17 protein-coding genes are annotated in these 14,504 nt (G+C 55.9%); 3 read left to right on the forward strand and 14 right to left on the reverse strand.

The genetic code is table 11. From position 1 onward, the window contains the following. Positions 1–114: 114 nt before the first annotated feature. The 5 genes from ACXAH8_RS21330 to glyA all read right to left on the reverse strand — a co-directional run bounded on the left by ACXAH8_RS21330 (position 115) and on the right by glyA (position 5,635). Positions 115–537: a universal stress protein gene (locus ACXAH8_RS21330; protein ID WP_475220561.1), complete on the reverse strand. Its 423-nt coding sequence runs from the start codon at positions 535–537 to the stop codon at positions 115–117. A 78-nt stretch (positions 538–615) separates the two neighbouring features. Next, complete coding sequence (locus ACXAH8_RS21335) at positions 616–1,989, reverse strand: alanine/glycine:cation symporter family protein (RefSeq protein WP_475220562.1); 1,374 nt, start codon at positions 1,987–1,989, stop codon at positions 616–618. Positions 1,990–2,013: 24 nt separating this feature from the next. Continuing rightward, a complete protein-coding gene (gene lipA / locus ACXAH8_RS21340; RefSeq protein WP_475220563.1) occupies positions 2,014–2,958 on the reverse strand; it encodes a lipoyl synthase in 945 nt (314 codons plus the stop codon). A 14-nt stretch (positions 2,959–2,972) separates the two neighbouring features. Then, positions 2,973–4,355 (reverse strand): dihydrolipoyl dehydrogenase, encoded by a 1,383-nt coding sequence (gene lpdA, locus ACXAH8_RS21345; protein WP_475220564.1) that lies wholly within the window; start codon positions 4,353–4,355, stop codon positions 2,973–2,975. Between the two features lie 11 nt (positions 4,356–4,366). Then, complete coding sequence (gene glyA / locus ACXAH8_RS21350; RefSeq protein ID WP_475220565.1) at positions 4,367–5,635, reverse strand: serine hydroxymethyltransferase; 1,269 nt, start codon at positions 5,633–5,635, stop codon at positions 4,367–4,369. 132 nt (positions 5,636–5,767) lie between these two features. Here glyA and ACXAH8_RS21355 point away from each other — a divergent pair, with 132 nt between their 5' ends. Then, positions 5,768–6,370, forward strand: a complete 603-nt coding sequence (locus ACXAH8_RS21355; RefSeq protein ID WP_170637784.1) for an XRE family transcriptional regulator — start codon at positions 5,768–5,770, stop codon at positions 6,368–6,370. A gap of 379 nt (positions 6,371–6,749) precedes the next feature. On the opposite strand, the gene ACXAH8_RS21360 is transcribed toward ACXAH8_RS21355, so the two are convergent. Genes ACXAH8_RS21360 through ACXAH8_RS21370 form a run of 3 tightly spaced genes read right to left on the reverse strand, consistent with a single transcriptional unit; the run spans position 6,750 to position 8,893 of the window. Next, a complete protein-coding gene (locus tag ACXAH8_RS21360; RefSeq protein WP_475220566.1) occupies positions 6,750–8,012 on the reverse strand; it encodes a DUF2254 domain-containing protein in 1,263 nt (420 codons plus the stop codon). 44 nt (positions 8,013–8,056) lie between these two features. Then, positions 8,057–8,341: a sll1863 family stress response protein gene (locus ACXAH8_RS21365; protein ID WP_475220567.1), complete on the reverse strand. Its 285-nt coding sequence runs from the start codon at positions 8,339–8,341 to the stop codon at positions 8,057–8,059. A 51-nt stretch (positions 8,342–8,392) separates the two neighbouring features. Next, positions 8,393–8,893, reverse strand: coding sequence for a Dps family protein (locus ACXAH8_RS21370; protein WP_475220568.1), 501 nt, complete (start codon positions 8,891–8,893; stop codon positions 8,393–8,395). Positions 8,894–9,104: 211 nt separating this feature from the next. On the opposite strand from ACXAH8_RS21370, the gene ACXAH8_RS21375 reads away from it, so the two are divergent. Beyond that, entirely contained in the window at positions 9,105–9,323 is a 219-nt protein-coding gene (locus ACXAH8_RS21375; RefSeq protein ID WP_152456637.1) for a hypothetical protein, read from the forward strand. Positions 9,324–9,410: 87 nt separating this feature from the next. Here ACXAH8_RS21375 and ACXAH8_RS21380 read toward each other — a convergent pair whose 3' ends face one another. Both ACXAH8_RS21380 and ACXAH8_RS21385 read right to left on the reverse strand, forming a co-directional pair. Next, positions 9,411–9,650, reverse strand: coding sequence for a hypothetical protein (locus ACXAH8_RS21380; RefSeq protein WP_475220569.1), 240 nt, complete (start codon positions 9,648–9,650; stop codon positions 9,411–9,413). A 161-nt stretch (positions 9,651–9,811) separates the two neighbouring features. Continuing rightward, positions 9,812–10,552: an SDR family oxidoreductase gene (locus tag ACXAH8_RS21385; RefSeq protein ID WP_475220570.1), complete on the reverse strand. Its 741-nt coding sequence runs from the start codon at positions 10,550–10,552 to the stop codon at positions 9,812–9,814. 237 nt (positions 10,553–10,789) lie between these two features. On the opposite strand from ACXAH8_RS21385, the gene ACXAH8_RS21390 reads away from it, so the two are divergent. Further along, on the forward strand, positions 10,790–11,749 hold the full coding sequence (locus ACXAH8_RS21390) for a LysR family transcriptional regulator (protein ID WP_475220571.1): 960 nt from the start codon (positions 10,790–10,792) through the stop codon (positions 11,747–11,749). Positions 11,750–11,938: 189 nt separating this feature from the next. Here ACXAH8_RS21390 and ACXAH8_RS21395 read toward each other — a convergent pair whose 3' ends face one another. From ACXAH8_RS21395 to ACXAH8_RS21410, 4 genes are read right to left on the reverse strand one after another with little or no spacing between them, the layout of a single operon-like run. After that, positions 11,939–12,340, reverse strand: a complete 402-nt coding sequence (locus tag ACXAH8_RS21395; protein WP_170474923.1) for a methylglyoxal synthase — start codon at positions 12,338–12,340, stop codon at positions 11,939–11,941. Then, a complete protein-coding gene (locus ACXAH8_RS21400) occupies positions 12,318–12,845 on the reverse strand; it encodes a 2,4'-dihydroxyacetophenone dioxygenase family protein (protein WP_475220572.1) in 528 nt (175 codons plus the stop codon). The genes ACXAH8_RS21395 and ACXAH8_RS21400 overlap by 23 nt, the downstream gene beginning before the upstream one ends. A 12-nt stretch (positions 12,846–12,857) precedes the next feature. Next, the gene (locus ACXAH8_RS21405; protein WP_475220573.1) at positions 12,858–13,562 is read right to left on the reverse strand and encodes an SDR family NAD(P)-dependent oxidoreductase; all 705 of its coding nucleotides are present in this window, start codon (positions 13,560–13,562) and stop codon (positions 12,858–12,860) included. A gap of 3 nt (positions 13,563–13,565) precedes the next feature. Then, a complete protein-coding gene (locus ACXAH8_RS21410) occupies positions 13,566–14,483 on the reverse strand; it encodes a sugar kinase (protein WP_475220574.1) in 918 nt (305 codons plus the stop codon). Positions 14,484–14,504: the final 21 nt, after the last annotated feature.

The raw sequence follows: 14,504 nt of genomic DNA on the forward strand, positions 1-14,504 counted from the left end.
GGATACTGAACAGGCATCTCCCAGCCCGCAAAATCAACCATCTTCCCACCCAACTCAACATGAAGAGAGTAAAGTGGAGTGCGCTTCGGTGAAGTCATCTTTCTAACCTTTCAATCAGCGGGATTGGTCGCGAACGACCGTCACAGTGCAGTGCGCATTCCGCACCACCCGGGCCAGGTTCGGGCCAATTTCATAGTTCGGGAAATCACCTTTGGTGGAGGCCATGACAATCAGATCAAATCCCTCTTTGTGGGCGAGTTTCAGGATTTCACGGTAAACGCTGCCTTCTTCGATGTGGATCGCCACATCGGAGGCATCACCGTGGTCCAGAATGGCCTGAACCGCGTTGCGCACATGATCCTTTGCTCCGGCGCCATAGTTCACAGGCAAGTTAGGCAGTTGGATAATCTCGGGGATGACGGCAACCGCGTACAGTTCGGCACCGTAGAATTTCGCCTGTTCCAATGCGACCGGCAGAGCCAGTTTCCAGGAACGGTCGTCGGTATGATCAATGGGCAGCAGGATTTTCGTGGCCATCACGTCTCTCCTCGAGATATGGAATTCTGTTTCAAAGGCGGGGGGCCGGGTTGGCCCCCCGTTTTGGTCGGGGCTAACCTATTCGGCAGGTTTTGCCTCCGGCTCTTCGGACTGGCCGCCCGAGGCGAAGAACTCTTTCGTCAGTTTGAAGACGATCGGGCTCAACAGGGCCAAAGCGATCAGGTTCGGGATAGCCATCATGGCGTTCAGCGTGTCTGCCAGCAGCCAGATGAAGCCCAGATCTGCGGTAGCGCCAAAGTAGATCATAACGATCCACAGGACGCGGTAGGGCATCAGGGATTTTACACCCAGCAGGAACTCGACGCATTTTTCACCGTAGAAGGACCAGCCGAGGATGGTGGTGAAGGCGAAGATCGACAGAGCGATGGCGATCAGATACCCACCAATGCCCGGCAGCGACAGTTCAAACGCGTGGCTGGTCAGCGCTGCACCGGATTCACCCGATGTCCAGGCACCCGAAGCGATGATCGCCAGACCGGTGATCGAGCAGACGATGATGGTATCGATGAACGTACCCAGCATCGCGATCAGGCCCTGGTTTACCGGACCTTTGGTCTCGGCAGCGGCGTGCGCAATCGGGGCGGAACCCAGACCCGCTTCGTTCGAGAACACACCACGTGCCACACCAAAGCGGATGGCAGCCCAAACGGCAGCACCCGCGAAACCGCCTTCTGCGGCGGACGGAGTGAACGCGTGGGTGAAGACGAGCGACAGCGCCTGTCCGATGTTGCCGATGTTGATCAGCAGAACCAGCAGGCCCGCGATGATATAAGCAACGGCCATAAACGGAACCAGCTTACCGGCAACCGCACCAATGCGAGTGATACCGCCCAGGATGACAGCTGCAGTCAGAACCATCAGAACAACGCCAGTGACCGAGGTGTTCAGACCAAAGTTCGCTTCAAGAACCTGTGCCACACCGTTTGCCTGTACGCCGTTGCCGATGCCGAAGGCGGCAACCGCGCCGAACAGGGCGAATGCTACACCCAGCCACGCCCATTTTGCGCCGAGTCCATTCTTGATGTAGTACATCGGGCCGCCAACATAGTTCCCCAACTCGTCTTTTTCACGATATTTCACGGCGCAGACGGCTTCGGCGTATTTGGTGGCCATGCCCACCAGGGCGGTCATCCACATCCAGAACAAGGCGCCTGGACCGCCCAGGAAGACAGCAGTCGCCACACCGGCGATGTTACCTGTACCGATGGTTGCTGACAGCGAGGTCATCAGCGCGTTGAATGGGCTGATCTGCCCTTCGCCCTGACCTTCCCGGCCTTTGAACAACAGGCTAAAGCCCGTGCCAATGCGCAGGATCGGCATGAATTTCAGCCCGACCTGCAGGAAGAAGCCAACGCCAAGGATGAGAACCAGCATCAGCGGCCCCCACACGACGCCATTGATGGCCCCTACGATTGAATTTAACGCTTCCATGGTATTCCTCCCTAGTGCGTCTGGTTATGCCCCGGCAGCAATCGCTCGTTGGCGAGCTTGCTTGAGGGCGGCAAAGTCTTCGTCCGCGTGGAACGACGAACGGGTCAGCGGAGTGGCTGACACGTGCAGAAAGCCCTTGGAGCGCGCGATCTGCTCCAGCTGGGCGAACTCTTCCGGTGACCAGAACCGGTCGATCGAGTGATGTTTCGGGGTCGGCTGCAGGTATTGCCCGACTGTCAGGAAATCGACATTTGCGGCACGCAGGTCATCCATCACTTGGCGGACGTCACAGAGGCTTTCGCCAAGGCCGACCATCAGGCCGGATTTGGTGAAAATCTCAGGGTTTGCGCGTTTGGCATCGTCCAACAGACGCAAAGACGTATAGTACCGCGCGCCGGGACGAACCGTTGGATAAAGATGCGGCACAGTTTCCAGATTGTGGTTGAAAACGTCCGGCGCTGCTTCAAATACCAGATCTGCAGAAATCCCTTTTCCCAAGAAGTCCGGAGTCAGAACTTCGACGGTGGTTTCAGGGTTTTGGTGGCGCACTGCTCTGATGGTCTGTGCGATGTGTTCGGCGCCGCCATCATCCAAGTCATCGCGGTCAACCGATGTGATCACCACATGGCGAAGCCCCAGCTTTTTTACAGCGGCCGCGACACGGCCCGGTTCAAATACGTCCAATGCGTCTGGCCGACCTGTGGCGACGTTGCAGAAGGAACAGCCACGCGTACAAACTTCGCCCATGATCATCATGGTGGCGTGGCGCTTGGACCAGCATTCGCCGATATTCGGACAGGCGGCCTCTTCACAGACCGTCGCCAGGTTATGATCTCGCATCAGGCGACGTGTTTCATAATACTCGGTGCTGTCGCCCTTTTTCTTGCGAATCCACTTGGGCTTGCGGGGAATGACACTATCTGCCTTCTTGGCTTTTTCGGGGTGGCGGGGGCGAAGCTGGATGGACATCTGGCGGCTCCTTCTTACGCGTGGATCGCGCGGCCCAGAGCGTCGAGGCAGGCTTCTTTGACCGCCTCGCCCATAGCTGGATGTGCATGACAGGTGGAGGCGACTTCGGCGACGGTGGCACCTTTGGTCATCGCCAGAACGAGTTCCGCGATCAGATCACCGCCATGCGCACCGCAAATATGCGCGCCTAGTATTTTGCCGTTCGGTTCAGCCAAAACCTTGACCGCGCCGTCGGTTTCTCCGGTCGACCGTGCGCGCGAGTTGGCCATGAACGCGAATTTGCCGACCGCGTATTCGGCACCGGCTTCTTTCAGCGCCTCTTCAGTCACACCGACCGAGGCGACCTCAGGGTCGGTGTAAACGACACCCGGTACGGTGTTGTAGTCGACATGGCCGCCCAGCCCCGCCAACATCTCAACGCAGGCAACGCCGTCTTCTTCGGCCTTATGGGCCAGCATCGGTCCGGGGACGCAGTCCCCGATCGCATAGATGCCGGGAACCGATGTGCGGAAGCTGTTGTCAACTTGAACAAAGCCGCGCGGGTCAAGAGCTATCCCCAATTCTTCCAGCCCCAACCCGCGCGTGACGGGCCGGCGTCCGACGGCGATTAGAACCTTGTCGGCCTCGATCACCTCTTCCTTGTCTTTGCCGACCCGGTCCAGTGTAAGCGCCAATCCGGTTTCAGACTTTTCAATGGCCTTCAGCGCGCGTCCCAACTGGAACTTTAGGCCGCGTTTGCTGAGCGCGCGCTGCGCCAGTTTCGCAATCTCGCCGTCAATACCAGGCAGGACGCGGTCCAGATACTCAACCACTGTGACCTTGGCCCCAAGACGCGCCCAAACCTGTCCCAACTCTAGCCCTATAACCCCTGCCCCGACGACAACCAGATGATCCGGCACCGTGTCCAGCGCCAAGGCACCAGTTGAGCTGAGAACATCCTTCTCATCGATCTCGATACCGTTCAGAGGTGTCGGCTCAGACCCCGTGGCGATCAAGATATTCTTGGCCTCATAGATATCATCGCCAACCTGCACTTGCCCGTCCGCCGGAATGCGGGCCCAGCCTTCGATCAGCTCAACGCCGTTCTTCTTGAACAGAAAACCGATGCCCTTGGTCAGATCGCCAACGATCTTGTCCTTGCGCCCCATCATTGACGGCACGTCGATGCTGGCCCCCTCGACCGCAATGCCATGGGAGGAGAGATGTGCAAGCTCGGCATATTTGGCCGAGGAGGTCAGCAACGCTTTGGAGGGGATGCACCCCACATTCAGACAGGTTCCGCCCAGCGCCCCGCGCCCTTCCACGCAAGCCACTTTCATACCCAGTTGAGCCGCGCGGATCGCAGCAACATAACCGCCGGGGCCGCCCCCGATGACGATGAGATCGTAAATGCTCATTGGGTGTTCTTTCAGTAGATTGGATAGTTGGCGCAGAGAGCGCGGACTTTTGCGCGGGTCTCGGCTTCGACGGTTGCATCGCCTTCAGGAGACTCACGCAGCGCATCGAGAACGTCGCCAATCAAAAGGCCGATCTGAGTGAACTCTTCAGGCCCAAAACCACGGCTACATCCAGCGGCCGTTCCTAGCCGGATACCGCTCGTGATCGTCGGCTTTTCCGGATCACCCGGCACGCTGTTCTTGTTGCAAGTAAACCCGGCGCGTTCCAGCGCGGCTTCTGCATCTTTGCCGGTAACGCCAAGCGGCCGCAGGTCGACCAGCATAAGGTGGTTTTCTGTGCCGCCCGAAACGATGTCACAACCACGCGCCATCATGACGTTTGCCAAAGCATTGGCGCTGTCGACGACACGCTGCATGTACCCCTTGAACTCTGGCTTCAAGGCCTCGCCAAATGCGACGGCCTTACCGGCGATTACATGCATCAAGGGGCCGCCCTGAAGCCCGGGGAACACAGCAGAGTTGATCTTTTTCGCCAACGCCTCGTCATTCGTCAAAATAATCCCGCCGCGCGGACCGCGCAGGGTCTTGTGGGTCGTCGAGGTGACCACATGCGCGTGACCAATTGGCGAGGGGTGCAGCCCGGTCGCAACCAGACCCGCGATATGCGCCATATCGGCCAGCAGCCAGGCACCGACCTCATCCGCGATCTTACGGAACCGAGCGAAATCGATCTTTTGCGAGTAGGCCGACGCACCAGCAATGATCAGCTTTGGCTTTTCAGACCTGGCCAGCGCTTCGACTTGGTCATAGTCGATGAGCCCCTCGTCTGTCAGACCATATTGAACCGGGTGAAACCACTTGCCCGACTGAGCAGGCTTGGCACCGTGCGTCAGGTGACCACCGGCATCAAGCGACATGCCAAGGATCGTGTCACCGGGGCTGAGCAGCGCAAGCTTCACCGCTCCGTTTGCCTGCGCGCCAGAGTGTGGCTGAACGTTGGCGAACTCGCAGCCGAACAACCTCTTCAATCGTTCGATCGCTTCAACCTCAACCTCATCCACATATTCGCAACCGCCGTAGTAGCGGCGACCGGGATAGCCCTCAGCGTACTTGTTCGTGAGCACAGAACCCTGCGCGTCGATCACAGCCTGCGAGACGATATTCTCGGACGCGATAAGCTCGATCTGTTCTGCTTGGCGCTTGCCTTCACGTACAATCGAAGCAGCAATAACCGGATCTGCATCTTTGAGCGATTTTGTAAACAAGGTTCCCTCCTTCATACTCGAATCCCAAGTACGAAATTTTGTTTCCTATAGTGGAAATCGGATACTCAAGGCAACATATATCTCGTACTTGTGAAGTTGTGTAAGGACGGGGAAATCGGTAACCTGCGGAAAATCAGGGAGATTTCTATGGTCGATGACAGCCTGAACGACGCCGTCGGGCCGGAAGAACAGGACGAAGGCGCTGCTTTGGGGCGCTCAATCCGGGATGCGCGCCGTGCAAAAGGGTGGACGTTGGAGGAAGCCGGACGGGCGGCGGGAATCGGTCGCTCGACACTTTCCAAGATCGAAAACAACCAGACTCGACCTAGCTTCGATATTGTACGCAGGCTTACCCAAGCGCTGGAAATGAGCACCCCGCAACTGTTCCTGCAATCGGGCCAAAGCGGGATTTCGGGCCGCCGCGATTACACTCCAAAAGGCCAGGGCGAGATGAAGGACACCCCGACATATCTGCACGAGTTGCTCTGCCCTGAACTTACCAGCAAGCGAATGCTGCCTTACATCGCAACTATCAAAGCCCGAGATGTGTCCGAGTTCGAGAACTGGATCAGACATTCGGGTGAAGAGTTTATGTATGTGATCAGCGGCGAATTGACCTTTATCTCTGAACACTATCGCCCGTTGACCATGAAGGCCGGGGATTCTCTGTATTACGACAGCGGAATGGGTCACGGCTGCATCTCGACCAGCAAGGAAGACGCAAAAGTCTTGTGGGTTTCGCTAGAATAGTCTCAACGCACAGTCGGTTACACTAGTGTGCCACCGCTGAATAAACAACGCGCCTGCGCCTCCGCTAAGTTGCCCATCAGCGAGACTCTGAGCCATACTGCCAAACACGTGGTTGACCTGATCGTCTTCCTCGCCTCAATGTTCGAGACCTGCAAGCTCAATGGCGTAGACCACGGCGCCTAGCTCGCCCGAATGCTGATCGCTATTGCAAGCGGTCACAAACGGGTAAACATCGCCAGCCTGATGCCCTGGAACTATCCCGCTGACGTGTGACAAGTTCACGTTTTATGGTCCAAGCTTTGTTCGGACGGATAACTGGCACCTCAGCGACCTGTCTTCGTAGGGCTTAGATACTTTTACTCGAGTTCAGGACAGCTAGCTAAATTCCTTCAAGTGCGGTTTCGACTTGGCCGCAAAACTTTTCAATATCGCGCTTTAGCATATCGCTTTCTCGTGTTTCATCTCTGACCGCGGCCAGTTCATCTGCAACCATACGAACATCTTCAAACGGAGCTGACTCCGCGATGCGCACCAAAGCTCGAATAAGGGCGGCCGTTACGAGCCCATTGCCTCTGGCTGCGCGTCTCAGTGCCGGCATTGAGTCGCTAAACATAGACTCTGCCGTGATTGATGGGTAAACCACTCGCACAGCTCCGTCGTCATCCCGATACACCCCCGTACAGAGCTTGGACGACCACGCACGAGCCAGAGATGCCGATAGACGGTCGATGCACACAATTGCGGTAAACGTGTCGTTGACACCCGGCGACAAAGCCCGAAGTGCGATTTCAACGAGAAGATGAACAGAAAAGCGGATATCTCCGTTAGGATCTCGCGCGGGGATTAACGGAGCTGCCGCTCGCACCAGATCATTGAGGCTCTCTTCACCATCACCATAAACATTGGCCAAAGTGTCCGTTGGAACCATGAAGTCACCTGGCTGCACATCAAAAACGACGACGGCTCCTGCTTCCTTGGCGGCACCCACCAGACCTTCGGTATTGATCGAGTTCACATATCCAGTGCCCGAAGCCGAGACTTGGCGCTTGTCTCCCTCCTCAGGGACTGCCTCTGAAGATGGAATATCTGCACTGTTTTCGATTGCGGTGCTCACTTGGCGATCCAAGGCTTCAGAAATCCGCGCTGCCTCCTGATCAATGGTTACGCGCGTCGAGACCGTATGAACGAATAGCAACAGCAAAAGAACTGAGAAGATCGAATAGACTATTCCAATCGCAGCGGCCAAATTGACGGATGTGTCATCGCGTATCAGCCACAAGATCATCAAGCTGTACAAAAACGTCGCTCCAAGTGAGCCAACTGCAATCTGGTTTACCCTGTCTTCGCCAAAGCGCTGCAAGAGCCTGGGCCCAATAGATCCAGCTGCCAAGGTGTAGACCAGCAAAACAATGGAATAGACCATGACCAACGCGGACATGGATGCTGCTGACATTGCGCTGAGTACATCGCTCGCAGTACGATTAGAAACGCTCAGCCAATCGGAAGCGGACCAACCCCAACTCACGAGCGCTTGCTCCGTTTTGAAGACAATCCCAGCCACCAAAAGCCCTGAAAGACTAATGGCGGCAGGGATGGTTAGGAACCCGCGAAAGTACCTCACTAATTCTCTAAGTGTTTGCATTCCGGTCCCCATTCACGACACGAGCTTTGCTCACAAACCCAGCTCTACGCGAACCGGTCGGCCGCTTTTTTCAAAGCACTCTGCATATCGCTCCATGCAGCCTCGTAGCCCTTTTTGACATCTTCCCAGGCCTCGTCGCTGGTCGACTTCAAATCATTCAGTTGAGCCTCTGCGTCAGACCTTGCCTTGTAGAGCTTACTGAGCTGCTCCTCGAGCTCGAGCTTGGCGTCCGCTTCAGCCACCTTCAGCTTGGCTTCGAGAACATCAATTTGAGCATTCCAGCTATCCAGTTGCAGCTGCGCCTTTTTCTCGTACCCAACACGTGTCATCAAATATTCCTTTCTTCTCAAACCTTGGTTCAGATCAGTGGGAGCTGCCAATTAGGCCGCAACAATTGCCTTGAGCATCCAGACCGCTTCCTCATGCTTCGCCATCCTCGCGTTCATCAGATCCTCTGTAGCTCCATCGCCATAACGGGCGGCGGTCGCGGCGGTCTCACGCAGGTTCCGGGCAATTGCTTCGTGGTCTGCGACCAATTGTTTGATCATGCCCTCTGCGTCTTTGACCGTCTCTTCTTCGGTCAGCTTGGCTTGGCTAACCATGTCAGTGAACGAGATCGGTGCCACCTGACCCAGAGCGCGCACACGCTCGGCTAATTCATCCGCAGCTTCGAACAGGTCGCGATACTGACGCTCTGTCAGTTCATGGATCAGCACGAAGAGTGGGCCTACGACGTTCCAATGTGTGCCTTGCGTTTTCACCATCAGAACCATGGTATCGGCCAGCACTTCTGTCACCGCGTTGGCGATCCAGGCGTTTTTGTCGATGCCTGTGTCGTTGGTTTCTTCCTGAACTTCGGACTTCAAGACTTGCTGTATCATTTTCACTCCGTTTCGTTGCTTGTGGAGTAGAACCTAAGAGCGAAAATCTATTTTACAAATAAAATCATATACTTACTATAGGTATCCGACACATCATGCGGCGTTTCATGATCCTGGGTATCCAGCCCAACTTGCCAACATTGCTGTAGACACGCAGGCCCAATGCCATACATGCTTGGAGTAACTGACGTAAGCTACTGAGGTCATACCAGTGTCTGATCAAAATCGACCACCAAAGCGCACGGAAAAACTGCAACTGATGCTCGACCTCGAAGAGCTTAAAGCCATAGATGATTGGCGGTTCGAGAACAGACTGCCATCCAGAGCGGCCGCCATTCGAGAACTCATCCGCCGCGGTTTGATTTCCAATGAGTTCGAAGAGCCACCTACCGACGCGCCTTCCGGCGAGTTTCGTGTTGTGGATGAGTGACAGGAAAACCCACAGAGAATTCTAGTTACGCCGGTGGAGAACCAACATGGCATAAGCGATCACACGATCCTCTACGTCAGCATCAATTCATCGGTGAAAGGGTATGAGGCGCTCCAACATCTGAGCGTTGGCCGCGTTCAAATCCGCATCTTTTTTCAGATGAGTGATGACGCCCCGCAATACCGAATTGCGCGTGCGACCTGTTTTGTCAAAGGCCGGCTCGGGTAGATCGGCCAACTGAACATGGGGGGCTGTTTCAAATCCAATCCAAGCCTCGAAGGTATCAAAAAGTGCCGCGTTCACCGGGTGCGCCGGACGAATTGTCATCAGCCTCAAGCTGATCGGCAACATCGTCCATGGTGGCGGGGTTTTTGTTAGAGATGACCGGCTCGCGCAAGTCAATTGCATCGAAATAAGGGAACTTGACATGTGGAGCTACGCAAGAGCCGAACAGGAAGAGGGGGCAGCTAGCACACCCGCAAAGATTGTCAGGCCTTGATCAGATGCCCGCCATCAATATCCAGCACAGAACCTGTCAGGAAACCGTTGGTCATTGCCATGATGACAGCTTGAGCGATTTCGCTGGCCCTGCCGACGCGGCCAACAGGGAGCGATCCACCAACCTGTGCGTACATGCCTTCACGTGCCTCTTCTGGCATGCCTGCATAGGCTTCGGTTGCAACCATCCCGGGGCTGATGCAGTTGACGCGGGCCTTACCCGCCAGTTCTTGCGCGAGCCCCATGGTCAAAGCCTCAACAGCCGCGTTCACCGCACCCAGACCGGTAGCGCCGGCCGATGGGCGGCGGCTAAGCACACCGGAAAACAACGTGATTGATGCGCCGTCGGCCAGATACGGTAGAACCTCGCGAGTGGTCACGTAGGGGCCAATGAATTTAGCCTCAATCATGCCGCGCAGGTCGTTAGTCGGCAGTTCAGCAAACGCGCCGTGCGCGGCACTGGATGCCGAGATGACGAGATGATCGACCTTGCCAAGGCTAGCAGCCCAGGCTTTGACAGCTGCTTCGTCAGTGGTGTCAACAGAAGCCATCGAAATGTCGCCTTCGATTTCAGACGCAACGGCCGTCAGTTTCTCTTGGTTGCGGCTTGAGATTGTAACCTTGGCGCCCAAACTTGCTGCAAGTTCAGCTGTTGCTTTGCCCATACCGCTACCGCCGCCAACGATGACGACATGTTTGCCTTTTAGCGCGGTTTCAAAAACGTTTGTCACAGTTCAACTCCTCTTTCCTTCAGTGGCATTCGCACCGGATCGCAGCTCTGGGTTGGTTCGGCTGGTTGAGGATCACTCTTCCAGGCCCAACTCCGGTGTTAGGTGCTCCAGGCAACCATTGTGCCCCTTGGAGCTTTCAACCCGCCGCAATCTGAGCGTTTCTTGCTTCTGATCGGATATTTAATGCGCAGTATGAAGTTGTTGAAATGGATAAATAGAATGAAGTAAATTCACTCCATGAATATAAACTCTCTCGACCTCAACCTCCTCAAAGCCTTCGACGCGATGTACCGAGAACGACATGTTGGCCGCGCTGGAGCGTCTATAGGTCTTGCCCAACCCTCCATGAGCAACGCGCTGAACCGGCTTCGCGCCAGGTTCGAAGATCCACTTTTTCAAAGGGGACAGGGTGGAATGGTGCCAACCAGCCGCGCGGAAGAATTGGCACCAAAAGTGAAAGGCGCGCTGTCGATCGTTTCTGAAATGCTGGAGCAAACCGAGTTTGATCCCAAACACGCCCAAGGCCAAATCACCGCTGCAGCTTCGGATTTAGCAATTCTTCGTTTGGCGCCTGCGATGGTCACTTACTTTGCAGAACACGCACCAAATCTTAGCCTGATCTTCGTACCGATGAACAAAACGGATCTGATTGATCAATTGGATGCCGAAACAGTGACGTTGGCCATTGGTACATTTGGACATCTTCCTGCGCGGTTTCATCGACGGACGATTATGCCGGATAGTTTTGTATGTATCGCCCGTCGCGATCACCCTTTGACCCGAGATGGTTTGACACTTGAATCGTTCCTAGAGGCTCGTCATGCATTGATGACACTGAACAATGACAAAATCGGCTTTGTAGATAAGGCACTGAAGAAGCTTGGAAAAGCTCGGCAAGTGGTATTGACCTGTGCTCAATTTGCTCTGCTACCCGATATCGTCGCTCAATCCGACTTGATTGCAACGGTGCCAACGTCGTTGACACCGGTTGCGCGGCGCGCGGGGTGTGACGTCTTTCCCACGCCACTGGATTTGCCGAAATGGGAAAGCGAAATGGTTTGGACCCAGAAAACAGCACATGAACCCTTGGGGCGCTTCGTTGTAGACTCATTCACTGAAATGAGCCGTTCGACGGAACTCGATCTGGGAAACGCGTTTCCTGGGGTCAGGATTCATAACCAAAAGATGAATAGATGACTGTAGTCTGCCGCGCTAACGCTGGAGAAAAAAGGGGACGCTACGCCATCTGCTCGACGCTCAGTCAGAATAAACCGCTAATGCCACCGCTCCGGATTCCAAACCGTGAATCCTGCAGCACATCGAACATCAATGCGTCCTGACCGTACGGTTCGGATTTGAATGCAGCATCATCCAAAGGCTTTAAAACTAATTTGGTTCGGTCAGCCCTTTCAGAACGAAATCCGCGGTGCTTGGGCTGCTTGCGAAGGGTAGATCATAAACGATCGCTAGACGGCTCAGAGCTTTGACATCCACGTCGTGCGGCATCGGCGACATTGGGTCGATAAAAAAGAACAGACCGTCCAGCCGGCCTTCGCAGATCATCGCCCCAAGTTGCTGGTCGCCGCCTAGTGGCCCGCTATGCAACGCGGTGACATTAAGCTCAGGCAACGCGGCCCTGAGGCGGCCACCGGTGGTTCCGGTGGCGAACAACTCCGCCTGACTTAGGACGTCAGCATGGGACTGGGCCCATTCGACCATCAGATCTTTCTTGGCGTCATGGGCAACCAGGGCCAGTTTGAGCGGCCTACCTAATGAATTGCTCGACATAGTCCGCTCCTAAACCAACCTCCTCATAGTGCTTACGGCACATGTCGATTTTAGTGAAGACGTCCTCGTAACCCATGGTTTTGCCCCAGGGGTCAACATACAGCATCACGCCGTTGACCTGGAAATAGGTGATCATTTCGTCGACATCATCGGGTACAATCAGAGTGTGGGTTTCGCCCGGCGGTTCGAATACATAGCCGCCTTCCTCCGCGACCCAGTCATGTTCCAGATAGTGCCATCGACCTTTCAGAACAAAACCATGAACGGGCTGCGGATGCCGATGTCTCGAAAGAACTCCGGATTTCCGCACCCGCAACAGGTTCATCCAGTACCCCTGAGACCGGTTCAAGCAGAGCGGTCGGAACGAGACGTTTTCGGTTTGCGGCACCCATACCCTCTCGTCTTTGGCAACGGCTTCAGGGATGACGATCTCCTCCTGCGCATCCTTGGGGAAGGGCAGTTGATAAGGCATCCTGGGATCGTCGTCGTTTCCTTTTACTGGCATCAGTTGCCCTCCTCACATTGCAGAATAGCCGCCGTCCACAGGATAGACAGCGCCGGTCACAAAAGCAGCCTCATCCGACAGTAGCCAAGCAGCCAGTGCGCCAACCTCGGATGGTTTGCCCCAACGGCCCAGCGGCGTCCGACCCAAAATAGGTTGGTTGCGGGCCGGATCGGCGCGCAGAACCTCGGTCATTTCGGTTTCGATCCATCCGGGTGCAACTGCATTGACGCGCACGCCATCCTCCGCCCATTTCCCGGCCAAGGCCTTGGTCAACTGCGCCACCCCACCCTTGCTGGCAGAATAAGCAGGAACAAGCGGTCCACCAAAGTAACTGAGCATCGACGCGGTGTTCACGATGGCGCCACCTGACTCGGCCAACAAGGGTTGCGCGGCCAGACAACAGCGCATGGTACCGGTCAGGTTGATATCGATCACTGTCTCAAAAACGTCGATCTCATACTCCGCGCTACGTGCCAGAATACCTGCGCAATTGACCAGCCCGTCGAGTTTTTCAATTCCACCGAAGAACGCGGCTACGGCCTGATTGTCCCGCACATCCAACTGCGCACAGACATCGTCAGGATACTGCGCGGCATATTCCGAAACCTCTTCAGCTCCGACACCGGTCGCGGTGATGCGCCATCCCTTACGGCGAAGTTCCCCTGCGATACCGGCGCCTATGCCGCGGGTGCCGCCAATTACAACGGCGTGTTTCATGGATCAGTCTCCTTCCGCAAGAAACGCCTCGACTGCATCTCTGCGAGGCATCGGGGCAACCGCACCATACCCTTGGGTCGAAAGCGCAGCAGCGGCGTTGGCATAGCGTGCGGCCTGAAACGGATCATCGCCCGCAACAATACGGGACAAGAAGGCACCGTCAAATGTGTCGCCTGCGGCTGTGGCATCCACCGCTTTGACCCGACGGCCTTTGACACGTTCGCGCTTGTCTGGTGTCGCAACCAAAGTCCCTTCGGCACCAAGCGTCAGGGCGACAATTTTTGCGCCGAGGTTCAGGTAGAAATCTGCGATGTCATCGGGATCGGACAGGCCAGTCAGTCGCTCGGCATCATCCAAACCAGGAAGGGCAATATCGCATTTTGACATGGCCGCGTGCGTCACAGCACGGGCGCGTTCGATCGGCCAGAGCTTTAAGCGCAGATTGGTGTCGTAGGACACGAGGCCTCCGCCGTCCTTTACAATCTGAATGGCCCGAAACACGGTATCGGCGGCAACATCCGAAATCGCCTGACTGATCCCCGAAACGTGCAATATCTTCGCCGATTTCAACGCCGCCATTGGCAGATCATCTGGCTCCATCCGGCTACTGGCCGAGCCTTCGCGGAAGTAACTGAACTCATGCCCGTTCGCGCCATGCGTCACAAAATAGACCCCGGTATGAGCATCCGCGACCTGACGCACGGTCGAGGTGTCGATCCCCTCGGCCTTCCACAGGTCCATGAAAGAATTACCGAACGTATCAGCGCCGACATGCGTCACGTAGCCAACGGACGCACCCTGCCGCGCGGCGGCGATTGCGCAGTTTGAGGTGTCACCGCCATGTCCTGGCAGGTAGTTCCCGTCAGGCTGCTGGTTGAACTCCAGCATCGGTTCGCCAAGGCACAAAATATCGGGGGTCATGGTCATCTCATCTTTGCAAAA

Source organism: Ruegeria sp. ABV3_008 (assembly GCF_056161185.1).